The 15938-nt window shown below is 34.7% G+C and carries 12 protein-coding genes; 6 read left to right on the top strand and 6 right to left on the bottom strand.

From position 1 onward, the window contains the following. The first annotated feature begins 6 nt into the window (after positions 1 to 6). From AC061E_RS04660 to bioB, 3 genes are all read left to right on the top strand, one after another. On the top strand, positions 7 to 933 hold the full coding sequence (locus AC061E_RS04660; RefSeq protein ID WP_478285270.1) for a bifunctional riboflavin kinase/FAD synthetase: 927 nt from the start codon (positions 7 to 9) through the stop codon (positions 931 to 933). Between the two features lie 89 nt (positions 934 to 1022). Next, positions 1023 to 1478: a hypothetical protein gene (locus AC061E_RS04655; protein WP_478285228.1), complete on the top strand. Its 456-nt coding sequence runs from the start codon at positions 1023 to 1025 to the stop codon at positions 1476 to 1478. 212 nt (positions 1479 to 1690) lie between these two features. After that, a complete protein-coding gene (gene bioB / locus AC061E_RS04650) occupies positions 1691 to 2776 on the top strand; it encodes a biotin synthase BioB (protein ID WP_478285227.1) in 1086 nt (361 codons plus the stop codon). A gap of 87 nt (positions 2777 to 2863) precedes the next feature. On the opposite strand, the gene AC061E_RS04645 is transcribed toward bioB, so the two are convergent. Continuing rightward, a complete protein-coding gene (locus AC061E_RS04645; RefSeq protein ID WP_478285226.1) occupies positions 2864 to 7015 on the bottom strand; it encodes a RemA C-terminal-like gliding motility protein in 4152 nt (1383 codons plus the stop codon). A 469-nt stretch (positions 7016 to 7484) separates the two neighbouring features. Here AC061E_RS04645 and AC061E_RS04640 point away from each other — a divergent pair, with 469 nt between their 5' ends. After that, positions 7485 to 7955 carry a regulatory protein RecX gene (locus AC061E_RS04640; RefSeq protein WP_478285225.1) on the top strand — a complete coding sequence of 157 codons (471 nt, stop codon included), beginning with the start codon at positions 7485 to 7487 and terminating at the stop codon, positions 7953 to 7955. Here the strand turns inward: AC061E_RS04640 and AC061E_RS04635 are convergent. The 5 genes from AC061E_RS04635 to AC061E_RS04615 form a co-directional block, all read right to left on the bottom strand. Further along, on the bottom strand, positions 7941 to 9095 hold the full coding sequence (locus AC061E_RS04635; RefSeq protein WP_478285224.1) for a beta-ketoacyl synthase N-terminal-like domain-containing protein: 1155 nt from the start codon (positions 9093 to 9095) through the stop codon (positions 7941 to 7943). The two genes, AC061E_RS04640 and AC061E_RS04635, sit on opposite strands and share 15 nt — an antisense overlap. Positions 9096 to 9222: 127 nt before the next feature. After that, positions 9223 to 10494, bottom strand: a complete 1272-nt coding sequence (bioA, locus tag AC061E_RS04630; protein ID WP_478285223.1) for an adenosylmethionine--8-amino-7-oxononanoate transaminase — start codon at positions 10492 to 10494, stop codon at positions 9223 to 9225. 57 nt (positions 10495 to 10551) lie between these two features. Continuing rightward, positions 10552 to 11169: a dethiobiotin synthase gene (gene bioD, locus AC061E_RS04625; protein ID WP_478285222.1), complete on the bottom strand. Its 618-nt coding sequence runs from the start codon at positions 11167 to 11169 to the stop codon at positions 10552 to 10554. Positions 11170 to 11358: 189 nt separating this feature from the next. Further along, positions 11359 to 12237: a TraB/GumN family protein gene (locus AC061E_RS04620; protein WP_478285221.1), complete on the bottom strand. Its 879-nt coding sequence runs from the start codon at positions 12235 to 12237 to the stop codon at positions 11359 to 11361. A 75-nt stretch (positions 12238 to 12312) separates the two neighbouring features. Continuing rightward, the gene (locus AC061E_RS04615; RefSeq protein ID WP_478285220.1) at positions 12313 to 13449 is read right to left on the bottom strand and encodes an aminotransferase class I/II-fold pyridoxal phosphate-dependent enzyme; all 1137 of its coding nucleotides are present in this window, start codon (positions 13447 to 13449) and stop codon (positions 12313 to 12315) included. Positions 13450 to 13715: 266 nt separating this feature from the next. On the opposite strand from AC061E_RS04615, the gene AC061E_RS04610 reads away from it, so the two are divergent. Together AC061E_RS04610 and AC061E_RS04605 are read left to right on the top strand one after the other, a co-directional pair. Further along, positions 13716 to 14261, top strand: coding sequence for a hypothetical protein (locus AC061E_RS04610; protein WP_478285219.1), 546 nt, complete (start codon positions 13716 to 13718; stop codon positions 14259 to 14261). Between the two features lie 485 nt (positions 14262 to 14746). Continuing rightward, positions 14747 to 15874: a hypothetical protein gene (locus AC061E_RS04605; RefSeq protein WP_478285218.1), complete on the top strand. Its 1128-nt coding sequence runs from the start codon at positions 14747 to 14749 to the stop codon at positions 15872 to 15874. Positions 15875 to 15938: the final 64 nt, after the last annotated feature.

Below are 15938 nucleotides of genomic sequence, written 5' to 3'. Positions count from 1 at the left end.
CTTGCTTTGAAGATTTTTCATTCTATAAACGACTTCCTGATTACAAAAAAAACAATTTTAACCCTTGGTACGTTTGACGGTGTACATATAGGCCATAAAAAAATTTTGCAGAAGCTCACACAAAATACGCCTAATGAAGAGTATGAAAGCGTAGTTCTTACTTTTTTCCCGCATCCGAGGATGGTTTTACAAGAAGACTCCAACATTAAACTACTAAATACTATAAAGGAGAAACAAGAATTACTAGAAGAAATTGGAATAGAAAACCTAGTCATTCACCCTTTTGACGAAGCATTTTCACAATTAACCGCAGAAGAATTTGTAAAAACGGTACTAGTAGAAAAATTTCACATACAAAAAATCATCATTGGGCATGATCATCGTTTTGGAAGGAATAGAACTGCTAATATTGACAATTTGATAGATTTTGGAAAAGAATATGGTTTTGAGGTATCTCAAATATCAGTTCAAGAACTCAATGAAATATCAGTTAGTTCTACAAAAATTCGCAACGCAATTCTTAATGGGAACATACAACTAGCTAACGACTATCTTGGTTATTCTTATTTTATTACGGGAACTGTCGTAAAAGGAAAGAAACTGGGGCGCACCATAGGATTCCCAACTGCAAATATAAAGATAGAAGAGAACTACAAGCTCATACCACAAAACGGAGTATATCTTGTACAAACAAGCATCAATTCTCAAATTGTCAATGGCATGATGAACATAGGTACAAACCCTACAGTAGGAGGGCAAGAACAATCAATAGAAATTCATTTTTTAGAATTTAAAGATGATTTGTACGATCAAGAACTAAAAATTTCAATTTTACATCGCATTCGAGACGAAGAAAAATTTAGTTCCATACAATTTCTACAAGAACAATTGCAAAAAGATAAAATAGTTGCAAAAAAATTTTTTAATAAATAATTCATTAACATATTTATAGCTATTTTTTAATTAAATTTGAGTGTTACTCTTTGTTTTTCAACTTGATATATTAATCTAAAATTTGCAATATGAAACTTCCAAAAGAATTATTAAACGGATTGATTATTATTTTAGGAATTGGCCTTTATTTTTTAGCAATGGAACTACTAGGCTTTGCAGACAGCCCTGTATTGAGAGTTTTTAATGTACTTTTTATTTTTTATGGTACCAATAAAACTTTAAAAGAAAATTACGCTGAAGGAAATACAGTTTTGGTGTCTAATGCTGCGTCAGCCTTTTTAACAGCACTAACAGGGGTTATTCTTAGCATAGCCGCATTAATAGGCTACAGCTACGCAAAAGGCGGTGAAACATACATTGGGTCACTTTCAAAAACATTTCTATTTGGTGGAGAACCTACGGTTATGACTTACTCCATTTCACTTTTATTTGAAGGGATCAGTTCAGCTGTAATAGTAACATTTATGCTGTTACTATATTGGGACACCCGCTACTCTAGCGATAAACATGGAGCTAAATCTTAAAAACTTTCTTTACTAAAACAACATTAGTAATAATTTACCTTTTTTTAATACTGCAAAGTAATGATTAGAAAGGTAAATTAGTGTATTTTAAGTTTATTGAATGTAACTTTAAACACATTTTTAGTTAAGGAATTGCATTTCTCTTTTCGAGTAGTTAGCATTGTTACTTTAGAACTATTTAACTACTTTTGATGCATCAAAAATCTGTATCGATGAGAATTAAAAGACACAATTGGACAAAAGACGAAATAATCGCAATATATAACAAGCCCTTAATGGATTTGCTTTATGAAGCTGCCACAATTCACAGAGAACAACATGACCCAAATGTAGTTCAAGTATCCACACTGTTATCTATAAAAACTGGTGGTTGCCCAGAGGATTGTGGCTATTGCCCTCAAGCAGCCCGCTACCACACTGAGATTGAAGGTAATGACTTAATGTCTGTAAGCCAAGTAAAAGCACAAGCATTACGTGCAAAATCAAGTGGATCATCAAGAGTTTGTATGGGTGCTGCTTGGAGAAATGTAAAAGACGGACAGGAATTTGACCAAGTTCTTGAAATGGTACGTACCATCAATAAACTTGACATGGAGGTTTGTTGCACACTTGGAATGATCACAGAAAACCAAGCACAACGTCTTGCCGAAGCCGGTTTATACGCATACAATCACAATCTTGACACTAGTGAAGAATACTATAAAGAAGTAATATCAACGCGTGGATTTGAGGACCGCATACAAACCATTGAAAACGTTCGTAAAACTAACGTTACTGTGTGCAGCGGTGGAATTATAGGTATGGGCGAGAGTATTGAAGACAGAGCTGGTATGCTTGTAGCGCTTTCTACATTGAATCCTCAACCAGAATCAGTACCTATAAATGCACTAGTTGCCGTTGAAGGAACTCCGATGGAAGAAGAAAAACCAGTTGAAATTTGGGAAATGATTAGGATGGTAGCGACTACCAGAATCATAATGCCTGAGACTCAAGTAAGACTATCAGCAGGAAGAATGAACATGAGCCGTGAAGGTCAAGCCATGTGCTTTTTTGCGGGCGCCAATTCTATTTTTGCGGGTGACAAATTATTAACAACACCTAATCCTGATGTAAATGAGGATATGAAAATGTTTGAAATGCTGGGCTTAAATCCCCAAAAACCTTTTACAAAAGTTTCACAACCTCAAACAGTAGAGGCCGAAGATTCTCAATATGTACCTCTTGGAGAAAAACCTAAATGGTCAAGACCAAGCCATACAATTGAGAGAAATCTTGAAGCTTCTGGCAAAGAAAAATAACAGATTACATATTATTTTTACCCATAAAAAAAACTCCATTTTTAAAGAAATGGAGTTTTTTTTATAAACAATTGTGATTGTAATTTTTTAGTAGATAATTTTATTAGTGACTACATTACCGTTTTTTAGAACTGTTTTTACAATCAACACTTGTTGCGCTGCAGGCAAACTTGATATAGAAAATGTAAAGGCATCTACTTTTTGTTTTTCATAGATAGCAGTTCCTGATATAGTGAACACATAAATCTTATCAATAGACTCAATTCCCGAATCTACTCTGATTACCTTATTATTTACTGAAACAACTACTTGATTTGACTTGGCATCAATATCATCAACTCCTAGCGTTTTATCAGTATAACGCAATACAAATCTTTCGTTAAACACACCTTTAACTGTTTCAAAAGTATAAGGCCCTTGTTTTAAATCATGTGTTGTATTTTTAATTTTGTCCTCTATGTAGATTTTTCTAGAAGACAACAATCCATCTACCTGATCTATACTTATTGAGAAACTGCCTTGGATAGTAGTCCTATATCCTAACGGAATTTCATCATTCTCTTCAAATGGGAGCGCTCTACCCTGTATGGTTAATGTTTTATTATCATTAACACTATAGAAATCTACAAATTCATTTCCGTTAAAACTAACTCCATCATAAGTGCTATCATAATTATTAGTAGCTCCCGAAATATAACCCACTAACATCTGTTTAAAAGCACCTTGCGTATTCGTTAGATTTAACCATACACGGTGTTTTTCAATAGTAGAAGCAGTTTTAGATTTACTTGCGGTAGTTTTGAAAAACTGACTATTATCTAAAACGGTGTTACCAGCACCCATACGCATGGCATTGTTAAAAACAATTGATGTTCCAGTCATGTTCTCAAGAGTACTTGCAAAGAATGCTTGTCCAGCTGCAATTTTACCTGTTGGTCTGTATGGATTTGTAATGGACTTATCAGGATCACTGGCTGCCACAGCAACTCCTCCAGTAGTATTATAAGTAGCATAATCATCTCCAGAATAGGCATAATAGCCTGTTCCAGGATTGTTCACCCCTACTCCACGAGCCGTATTGTGTGTCCAAAAGTACAATGTCCCATAAAGCACATTAGCATTTGCAGCTATAAACGCATCAGCATCTAGCGCAGATGGATACGGATTTCCTATTAAATACGCTTTAAAAGCCACTAATGGACTTAAAGTTACTGCGCCATTATGTGGGACTCCCTCAAAAACTCCTAAATAAGGACTTAGTGGTGAAGGTGGAGTTGCTGTATTTTCAGGAGCTCTAATAATGTAACCTACTCCTTTACCCATAAAGTTTTGAGGATTTTCTTGTGAATACGCTCCAGTTACGGAATTAAAAGAATAATACTTTCCAGGATTAGTTAACGGAGACAAATCAAATAACTTTTGATTCGAAACTGGTGATGACCAATACGTATAATCAAATCTTTTTATTGGGGTTGTTTCTCTTTGATATTTTATATTTCCCGTATTTACAACATCATTAATTTGAACCAAACTAGCATTGTTCTCAAAAGTAAGACTACCATTTACAACCAGTTGATCCCTTAATTTAAGTGTTGTCCCCAATGTAATTATGGCGTTTGTTGCGTTTACAATACAACTACAAAGTTCTACATTAGTACTAATAGGAGTATTTGAATTAATAACACCGCGCATATCAATAGTAGGCGGTACTGTCCATGTAGATCCTGTATAAGTAGTAGTAATTACGTTATCAATTACCACATCTCCAGTAGGTGTAGTGGTACAGCTCCCACTTGTAACCGCAAATTGATAGGTTCCTGGTGCTAAACCGGATATTGTTGTTTCTGAACCTGAACCATTAATTGATAGACCTGACATACCAGTTCTTATTAATGTCCATGATCCAGAAGGCAAACCAGTTAATCGTACGCTTCCTGTAGGCGTAATACAGTTTGGCTGTACTCTTGATGCTACTGTAGGTCTTTCAAGAGGTATAAAAGATGACGAAAATCGTACTCTTGCTTGACCCGCGGCTTCAAAATACTCTAAAACAAAATTAGTATTCCCACTAAGATAAATTGAAAACGATTGTTCTTGATATGCATGAGTAGTCCAGTCATTTATAACATATGTAGCACCCCCATCTAAACTTAAACGATAACCATCATCAGCACCCACTGTAAAAGTATAACATCCTGCAGGTAAATTTCTATTCATTTTAAAACGGACAGCATAATTATCAGCAAATGAGCCACACATCCCTGTACCCGAAAGAGGTGCATTATCAAGATTTAAGTCGAATGTTTCTGTTTGAGTAATGCTACCTACAAAGTTTGTACTAAAATTACTGTTTTGTGGGTTTGCACCTGGATAAACATACCCTATCCAGGAATTATTACCAAACGATACCTGATCACCAGTCACTGCCCCTACTGTAACAGTTGCACTACCCGTTAAGTTTGTTGAGCAATTTGCAGAACTTGGATTTGACACATTAACAAGGTTATAAACAAAATTTCCTGTTGCAGAAGTTGAAATCGGTATGTTGTGTGATCCATTTGCCCCTACTGGAACAACCACATTAGTCCCTCCATTGATATTGTATGTAACATTCACATTATATGCCTGTGGGTTTGAAATGGTTACAACTGGAGCTGGTGCTCCAACGCATACTGTTGTAGCTCCAGATATTGTAGCACTTGTAGGTAAATCTCGCACCTGAATATTATAAAGAAAATTAGTGCTCGTTCCACAACCGTTAGTAGCAGAAACCCTCAAATCTCCAGATGTTGCTGTAGCATTAAATGATACCGTAGCAGAAGAACCGTTACCAGATGGGGTTATTATCCAACCTGTTGCAGTTGTACTCCAGTTATAACTTACAGCACTAGTAACTGGCGTAACGCTAAATGTCCCTGATGAAGTTCTACATTGGTTTTGACTTCCTGTTACTGCCACTGGGGTTGCTGGAGTCACACCACTTGTGGTTACAGTAACCACACTTGAATTAAATACACACCCAGCACCATTACTTACTGCTGGTCTAAACGAGCGTCTAAAATAACGAACATTATTTGCAGCTGCTACTCCAACAGTTACTGCAGGTACAGTATAATTTACACCTGTTGCTCCTGAAATGTCAACGAAAGTAGGATTGGTAGGTGATGCAGATTGCCATTGATAAACAGAACTTGTCCCTCCGTTTGTTCCGCCCGAACAAGAACCTAGGTCTGATGCTGTTATAGTTGATGCCGTATTAGAGCAAACTCTTACATCTGTTGAACTCGATATTGTATTCGTTGATCCATCAAAAGGAGTCAAACTAAAACCAACAACATTCCCTCCTTGATGCTCGTAGTAATCTAATACAATATCGCTATTTCCATTTAAGGTTATTAAGTTATTACAATAAGATGTATTTCCTTGTTGAAACCATTTGTTAAAAACCAAAACACCGTCTACATAAACTCGGACACCGTCATCACCATTTACATTCAAAATGTAACAGCCAGCTGCTCTGGTTGATCTCATTCGGTATCTTACACTAAATAATTCTGTATAAATATTAGTTCTAACAGCTCCGTTAGATAATACCGGAATACATGCAGTGTTACCATTAAAAACTTCATTAATAGTTTCTGTAGTAAAATTATAGTATCCAACATAATTAGTACCTAAAAAAGGTGATGTAGTTGTTGAAGGTGACGTAGGTGAAATTGTACCTCCAGGAGGCGGACCATCTGTATGATTGTAAACATGTCCAACCCATTGATTAATACCAAAAGCAGTCTGACTATCTAAAGAATTACCTACCGCTATTAAATTCATTGTAATAGTACCACTAACTGTGCTATTATCATTTATGCAGGTATCTCTTGACAAAAGTACCTTTATTTGACCAGATAGGGTAGACGTCCAGTTTGCTATTGTTGCACCAGTAGCACCAGTAGCGAAACCTGCAGCTCCTACATTTAAGTCATTAGCTGCATTCAATATTGTTAAGTTTTCATTTCCAGTAAAAACATTTCCTACAGCAAAACTATATCTAAAACCTTGAACTACGTTTACTAACGCATATTGACCTGATTTTACAGTTGCAGTTGTTATCGTGTTACCATTGTCTATACAAAACGTATAGGTCCCTACAGATGTAAGCGGTGATCCTGTATACGCACATTGCGAATAACTCGACAAAAAACATATTAAACCGGTTATTAAAAAAAGTATTTTTTTATTCATGTGGAATTGATATGTGAGGTTAATCTTGTTTAATATTAGGGGTTAAAATTTAATAAAATATAAATTTTCGAAATATACAATCACGTTTTAAATTACAAACAAATTAATCGACATACTACTTGTTTTAACGATGAAGTGCTCTAAATTCAACATTAGTAATACCTTATCAAAGCCGCCATTTAATTAAGGTTATCTAAATAATATATTTAAAATTTGAAACAAAAAAAATGCTACTAAACAACCCTTAAGATGATTTGAAAATTGTTTCACACTTAATCTTATTTACGAATAATTTTACCAATCGGATTTAGGTTCAAATGACTGTATTAAAATTTGTTAATAAACAATTTACACTCTAATTACATCGTTTTATTTGTAAGGTTATCCATAAAGTTACTTTTTACAAAAACTGTTACACTAGGTTATTAGATACTATTGTTGCATTTTTGTTTACAAATTAACCTCAATCATGAAAGAAGTATTCTCTATAAAAGAAGCTATTAAAAAAATAGAGCATTATTGCGCTTATCAGGAACGATGCCACGACGAAGTAGTTCAAAAACTGCGAACAATGAAAATGAATACTGATGAAATAGACACCATTATAGTAAAACTCATTCAAGATAATTTCTTGAACGAAAGTCGGTTTGCCTGCAGTTTTGCTAGAGGAAAACACCGCATAAAATTTTGGGGTAAAAACAGAATTGTAAATGAGCTCAAATTCCGGAACATTGGTCAGTACAACATCAATCTCGCGCTAAAAGAAATATCAAATGAGGAATATTTAGACACTTTTGAAAAAATAGCCACACGAAACTGGGACAGCATCAAAGAAACCAATCTTCAAAAAAAGAGAAAGAAATTCTGTGATTATTTACTCAGAAAAGGATTTGAAAGCAACTTGATTTATGAAAAAGCAAAAGAATTAGAGGCTCAATAAAACACTTACTGCATTACCTCCAAAACCTACTGCATTCACTAAAACTTTTAGTATGGGCCTTTTTTGTTGCTGCGCTTTCGCAAAAGGAACTCCAACAAACGTATTGTGCTGCATCATTAATATGGCAAACTCCATGCTTAAAATTCCTGATGCACCAAACGTGTGACCGATTTTCCATTTATTAGTAGTTACTAATGGCAAGCTTTCGCCAAAGACTTTTTGGATCGCTTTATACTCTGTCAAATCACCTTTTATGGTTCCTGGTGCATGCATGACAATTACATCAACATCTGATAATACAGTATCTTTTAAAGCCATAGCCATCGATTTTTGAAAGCAAACAGCTTCAGCAGAAATGGAAATATTATGCTCTAAAATTTCAGTAGCATAGCCAATACCCTCAATGTATGCTAATGCGTTTTCTTTTTTACCCATTTCCAGACAACAAACTCCTGCACCTTCGCCTAGAATCATGGTGTTTTGTGTTTTATCTAAATCTAAAGCACGGTTTGGGTATAAGTCATTAGATCTGGAATAAATCTTCAATGCTTTCATTTGGGCAATTGTAAAATCAGTCAATGGTGCTTCACTACCTCCAACCAAAAATTTATCAACCATTCCTGATCTCAGCCATGCTACACCATTTAAAACAGCGTGCAAAGCCGTAGAGCAAGTTATGGAGTGGGAAATTTCAGGTCCTGAACTTTGTAAATCATGTGCTACCCACGAAGAAATATTACCCAAAGTAGTGGTTGGTGATGCTAGTGTTTGCGCTTTTCCTGTTTCTAAGTATTCTTGATGGTGTTTTTCAAATAAATCAGTAGCACCACGTGATGAACCAATATTGATTCCGAAGACATCATTTTCACCCCAGCCCGCTTGCTGTATTGCGGCTCGGGAAGCTTCAATGGCATATAAAACTGAATTATCAAGGAATTTATATTTTGGATCAGACTGTTTCAATTGTTCTACCTTAGCAGCCGAAACACTATCCAAAGGCGCTACAAACGCTGGTGTTTTATCAATTACTTTATTTACAAAACAATGTTGCTCCTTTAGATAATTCTCCCATACTATTTCAAGATTATTCCCTAACGGGGAAACGGACGACAGCGCTGTAATGGATATAATTTTTAACAAGGTACTATTGATTTGATTGCAAAGGTCGCAAAGTTTTATACAAACTTCGATACGGTTTTGGCCTAAATAACAATTTCGCAACGCTTTGTGACTTCATTTGTAATTACGAAAAAAATTATTCAAAAACTTATACTATTTCTAGGACCTCTTGGACTACTTGATAAATTTTTTGCAACTGTTCATCACTGATGATGTAAGGAGGCAAAATATAAACAATGTTCCCAACAGGTCTTAAAATCACACCATTTTCGATAAAAAAATCATAGAGTTTGTTTCGCAGTGACCCGTAGTAACTAGCTTCACCCTCTGTTTTGATTTCTAAAGCAAATATAGTTCCCAAGACTCGCGTAGTTGTTACCTTAGAGTGTCTCATGATTTTACTTTGAAAATCCAAATGATTTTGATTCACCCGAACCAAATTAGCTTGCATCTCGGGAGTATTCAACAACTCTAAACTGGCTAGAGCAGCCGCACAACCCGTAGGATTTGCTGTAAAGGTGTGTCCGTGAAACAATGCCTTATTAATATCATCATCATAAAAAGCTTCGAAGATATCTTGCGTAAAAGTTGTTATTGCCATTGGAATAGTACCTCCAGTCAGCGCCTTAGATAAGCACATGATATCTGGTTTTGTTACCACATAATCCATCGCGAAGTTTTTACCTGTTTTTCCAAAACCAGTCATGACTTCATCAGCAATGGTCAAAACCTGGCTTTCATTACAAATTTGCAACAAAACATCTAGTGTTTCCGGCTCATACATTACCATTCCAGCTGCGCCTTGCACTAAAGGTTCAAAGATAAAAGCGGCACACTTGTTATTTTTTACATGCTCGCGTAAAGCTTGGTAACTTTCTTGCTCTTTTCCGGGAACAGGCACCGGAATTCTCACTACATCAATAAACATTCCTTCAAATGCTTGCGTGTAAAATGAAATTCCGCTGGCAGCCATCGCCGCAAAAGTATCACCATGAAACGCATTTTCAAATGCAATGATTGTGGTACGTTTCTCTCCTTTGTTAAAAAAATATTGCAACGCTACTTTAATACCTACTTCAACAGCAGTAGAGCCGTTATCAGAAAAGAATACTTTTTGTTGATTTTTTGGCAAAATCTCAAGTAACTTTTCCCCTAAAACAATAGCAGGTTCATGTGTAAAACCGCCAAAAAGAACATGTTCCAAAGTTGTTAATTGCTTGTAAATAGCATCGGCAATAAATGTATTACTGTGTCCATAAGGATTCACCCACCATGAGGCAATGGCATCGATGTATTCATTGTCATTTTCGTCCCAAAGTAACGCTCCTTTTCCTCTTTTAATAGCAATAGGAACGGCTGCCGTTTTATGTTGTGTGTAAGGATGCCAAAGATGTTTTTGGTCTCTTTCAGTTAATGTCATTTCAAATAATATATTTCGCAAAGATACATAGAGAAGGCAACGTGTTTTACAAAAATGTTACAAACTCAATAGCTTTTCCCTAAACCTGTCAGCGTATTCTTTAATTACATTTTGATCAAAATAAGGTTCTTGTTCAATTCTACCAATACAGTTTAAACCTGTTTTAGAAAGGATAATGGCTTCAGTAGCTTTATTTTCATCACCCGAAAACAGAATTCCTGCCACTTCAATTTTCCTGTTTTGAAGCGCTTCAATCGTTAATAACGTGTGATTGATACTCCCTAAATAGTGTCTAGAAACCACAATAACTTTATAGTCAGGTTGAATCAAATCTATTACACAATCTGAATCATTTATTGGAACAAATACGCCACCTGCACCTTCTACCACAAGGTGATTTTCAGTTTGTGGCTCTACTATTTTTTGTAAATCAATAACAATACCTTCACAAGCTGCTGCATAATGCGGACTTGCTGGAGTTTTTAAGGCATAAGCATTCGGGTGAAGTACTGTTTTAGAATTTGACAAAAAGGATTTCACTTTATGACTGTCTGAATGGTCTAAATCTCCGGCTTGAATGGGCTTCCAATAATCAGCCTCAAGCGCCTCTGTAATAATAGCTGCTGCAATAGTTTTACCTACATCGGTTCCTATTCCTGTTATAAATAGTTTCATGATTTATGAATTTGTACAAAAATAGAAAACCCATCACAAAGATGGGCTTATTTCTAGTATTCTTTTAAATCTTATAACACTTATCATAGATTGCTGGTAAGCATTCAACTCTTATATTAACACAAAAAATTGAAAATCATTGTTTTTGTTTTACTAATCTAAAAATTACTATTCGATTTAAATTCAACTTTAGTTCAATATCGGCTTTACGGTATATCCTGCTTTTTTTAGCAAGTTGATCACTCCTTTTTCACCTAACAAATGTCCTGCACCTACTGCAAAAAAAGAACTTTTCTCTTTCATAAGACTCGGCATTTTCTCAACCCAATTGGTATTGCGTTCTTCAAGCAACCATTTTTTTGAGTTTTCGTTTAGGAATTTAGGATTTGTAATTTGGTTGTACAATTCTACTAAATTTTCATTTTTATAAGACTGAACCATTTTCTGGGTATCTTCAAGTTTTGATTCCTTTAACATAGCAATCATTTGGTCATCATTATAGGCTTTACCCATGAATTGCATTTGCGCCTCACCCGTTTCTAATCCTCCTAATTTTTTATTCGCCGCTTTAGCAATACTTGATAGTTCCATCTCATAGAATTTCAAATTAGCACACCCAAAAGATTTCATAGTAATCAAACTCATCACCGTAAACAAACTAAAATTGTCTACCTGTTGAACAGTCATACCTGTTTTTTCTTTCAAGATAGAATCCAAGTCTGCAAGTTGTTGAACTGTAAGTCTTTTGCTTAAAGGCTCTGAACCCATTGCCGATTTTTGCAAATAAGCCATTTCATTAGGATCGTTCAAATCAATTTCAAGAAACAAATTTTCGGCATTATTTAACGCTTTTTTTGTTTTATCTGTAAGAAAATAATCATCATTGCAAATCATGTGTACTGTACCATAAAGATAAGACGGCTTTGTATTTCCGTTACCTGAAATCTCCCATAATAAAGAGTTTTCATTTTCTGGAATTGCTGATTTTTTATTGTTTTGCGCTATGCTTACTTGAGACATTAAAAGCATTGCAAGTGCTGATAATGATGTTCTAATTATGTTTTTCATTTTATTTTTTTGTTTATCTATTTACATGAAATAAGTAATTAAATTTACAAAACGTTACAAAAAAACGAAACTAAATTATAAAAGTGAGTAGATACAATGCATCAAAGCCGAAATTTGTTCTGTAGAATTATAACTGTGCAAACAAAAACGAAGCCGCTCTTGACCCTCTGGCACTGTAGGTGAGAGAATCGCTTTTACATCAAATCCCTTTTCTTGCAATTGACTTGCAATCGCTTTTACTTTTTCATTCCCGGGAATAATAGCAGATTGAATTGCTGATTTACTGCGAACAAAGAGGGGTTTTAATCCTAAGAGATTTTTTTCTTGATTGAAATGTACAATGTTCTCTTTGAGTTTAACAATAGACTCTGAATCGTTTGTCAAACATTGGTACGCTATAAAAATGGTCGCTACAGCATGTGGAGAAAGTCCTGTAGTGTAAATAAAACTTCGGGCAAAGTTTACTAAATAATCCCGTAAATTTTGTGATCCTAAAATAGCCGCACCGTGACAACCCAAACCTTTCCCGAAAGTCATAATTCGGGCAAAAACATGATCTTGCAAACCAAGCATTTGCACATATCCTTCTCCTTTATCTCCAAAAACACCTAGCGCATGCGCTTCATCAACAACAAGATAACAATTGTGTTTACTTGAAACCTTTACCAATTCTTCAAGATTAGGACAATCCCCATCCATAGAAAAAACTGATTCTGTAACGATATAAATAACTGTATTAGGATTTCGTAGAATCAAATTTTCTAAATCTTCAAAATCATTATGATTGAATTTATAGGCCTTGGCTCTTGATAACTGAATCCCATCACGTATGGAGGCATGACACAACTCATCGTATAGAATTAAATCTCCCTTTTGCGGTACCGAACTAAAAAAACCAAGATTAGCATCATATCCTGAATTGAAAAGCAATGCCGTTTCAGCGTGATGAAAAATAGCAATGAAATCCTCGGTAGTTTGATAAAGCTTGTGATTTCCAGAAATTAGTCTTGATCCCGTAGCGCCGTTTTGAAGCATGTTATGACAAACCAAAAAATCATGAGTGGCAGTAAAAATAGATTCTGACCGGGAAAAACCTAAATAATCATTCGAAGAGAAATCAACTTCTCTACGTAAAGTGGGTAATGTGCGCAAGGCATTTTGCTCCTTTCTGATTTCAATTTTTTGAGATAAATGCTCTGGAAATTTTTTCATAGACTACAAAATTAATCATTTTAACTGAATCCCTTATTCCTGAAATATATCCTTTAAAAAATATTAATGAAAGCTACTATTAACCTAAACGCAGCAACTTACAAATAAACAAATTACAAATTTTACGATCCATTTTTGACAAAATCAAAGAGTACTTCATGATAATATAGAATCAATTTATTTTAATTTCATAATATTATGTTAAAAATATACATAAGTTGATATTTTGTGTTAATATCAAATAAATAGTTTAGTACTTTTATATAATGAGTAAACGAATTGCCATTCTTTTTATAATAGTCACGTTGTTTTACAACGCGCTCAGCTATTATTTAATGTTTGCTGATCAAAAAGAACAGGAATGGGTTCATAAAATCGAGAATACTAAAAATATAAATTTCAAAGTCATTCAATTAAATGCGAGTTTGTATTCTTTTGTTGAGGATACTGATTTTGAACTTGTAAATGAAAATGTAACGATAAATCATGTAACCTATCATATTTTCAAAAAAAGGATTCAAAATAACATTTTAAGTTTATACTATCTATACAATTCAAATCAAGTGGCAGTGAGCCAAGACTTAAAAGATATTGTAAACAACCAATTATTTGACGGATCTTCATCTAAAGAATCTCCAGTAAAAAAACTCATAAAGTCATTTCTTCAAGATTATATTCCAAGTAATGCTTATTGCATAGGTTTTTCTCCAAAAGCAGTCCTACCTGCAACTGAAACTATCATTATGCCAAACCACCAAGCATTAAATTCTGGATACCTTTCTTTATCGTATTCACCACCCGATTTCGTTTAAATATTCTCTCCTTGTAGTGCAAACATTCGCTTTTATCTGGTTTTGTAAAGACAAGATAATTCATGATTGTTTTTTTAGCTAAATCTGTCCATTTAGTAACCTTTCTTTAGAAATTATGTCCTTTATAAATACAAAATAGTCTTTTGTATTTTCTGAATTCACTTTTTGTGAATGATTTCACAGGCCTAGTTTGAATTTCTATTCTGGTATACTTTGTACAACTGGCTTTCAAAATCATGACTTAGATTGATTTACAAATTCAAAAATCGATTTTAAAACAGTTCTTTATATCAAAGACAACCTTTACTCTACCCGTTTCACCTTTTAAAACCAACGAATTTTTTTGGCGAAAGCCAATAGTAAACGTTGTTATAAAGAGACACTACCAATCAAACAAACATTATCATTTTTAACACCGACCTTCTTTTAGCAAGAAGTTGTTGTTAAGCTGTTTTATACAATTAACCATTTTAAAAAACTAAAACATGAAAAATTTATCCGCTATACAATCTGTTTATATTTTTATCTTAATTATTACAATTGCTTTTAATACCCAAAACACATCAGCACAAGGATGTGTCGCTATCAAAGGTAATGCGACAAGTTGCATGTCGATCCATGCTGATAGTACTAATGTTGCAGGATGGCAATTCGCCAGCAGCGGTCGCTATTTTAGATCATTCAGACACTTTTCTGGAACAGAGGAAAACAAAGACAGATTAGTGCAAAAAACAGAAGTCATCAATTACACTTCCGTTTTCAACCTTTCATTGACCCGAATATTAAACAACCGTTGGTCCGTTATGGTCGATCTTCCTATTTCAAACAATGTTCGTTCTTCCTTGTACGAACATGGATTAGTAAATGGCACGTACGTAAAAAGAGAACGCAATTCGACCAGCTCGTTTGGCATTGGCGATATTAGATTTGCAGCTTACAGATGGATGTTAGACCCAACAAAAAATACAAAAGGAAACATACAACTAGGACTAGGGATAAAATTACCAACCGGTGATTACAACTATAAAGATTATTTTTATAATGTAGGTCCAAACGGAACAAAAGAACAGCGCCCAGTAGATCAATCTATCCAGTTAGGAGACGGAGGTACCGGATTTACTTTTGAAGTCAATACATTTTACAACTTCATACAAAACTTTGGAGTTTACGGTAATTTCTATTACTTAATAAATCCACGTGAACAAAACGGAACGAGGACCTACAGAGAAACATTAGCATCGCGACTTGCTAACGAAGCGATTATGAGTGTGCCAGATCAATATATGTTTAGAGCTGGCTTTAATTATTCAGTAAATCAAATAAAAGGATTGTCTCTAGCCGTAGGTGCACGATTAGAAGGGATTCCTGTACATGATCTTGTAGGCGGGAGTGGAGATTTCCGTCGCCCAGGTTACATCTGGTCTGTAGAACCTTCCGTAAACTATGAATATAAAAAAGTTATCCTGTTTGCATCAGTACCGTTTGCAGTGGTTCGTAACCGTACGCAAAGTGTAACCGACAAAGAAAATTCTGTAACAACAGGAACTCATGTTCAGGGTGATGCAGCATTTGCTGATTATACCATTAACATTGGTATTTCAACCAGATTTTAAAATTAGTAGCAGTAACAAATTAGAAACAATAAATTTTTATGCAGTAAAACACTAAACCATTAAC

It is taken from the genome of Flavobacterium sp. GNP011 (genome assembly GCF_056428925.1).
Note: the sequence above shows the minus strand (reverse complement) of the source record. Positions and strands in the feature narration are given on the sequence as shown.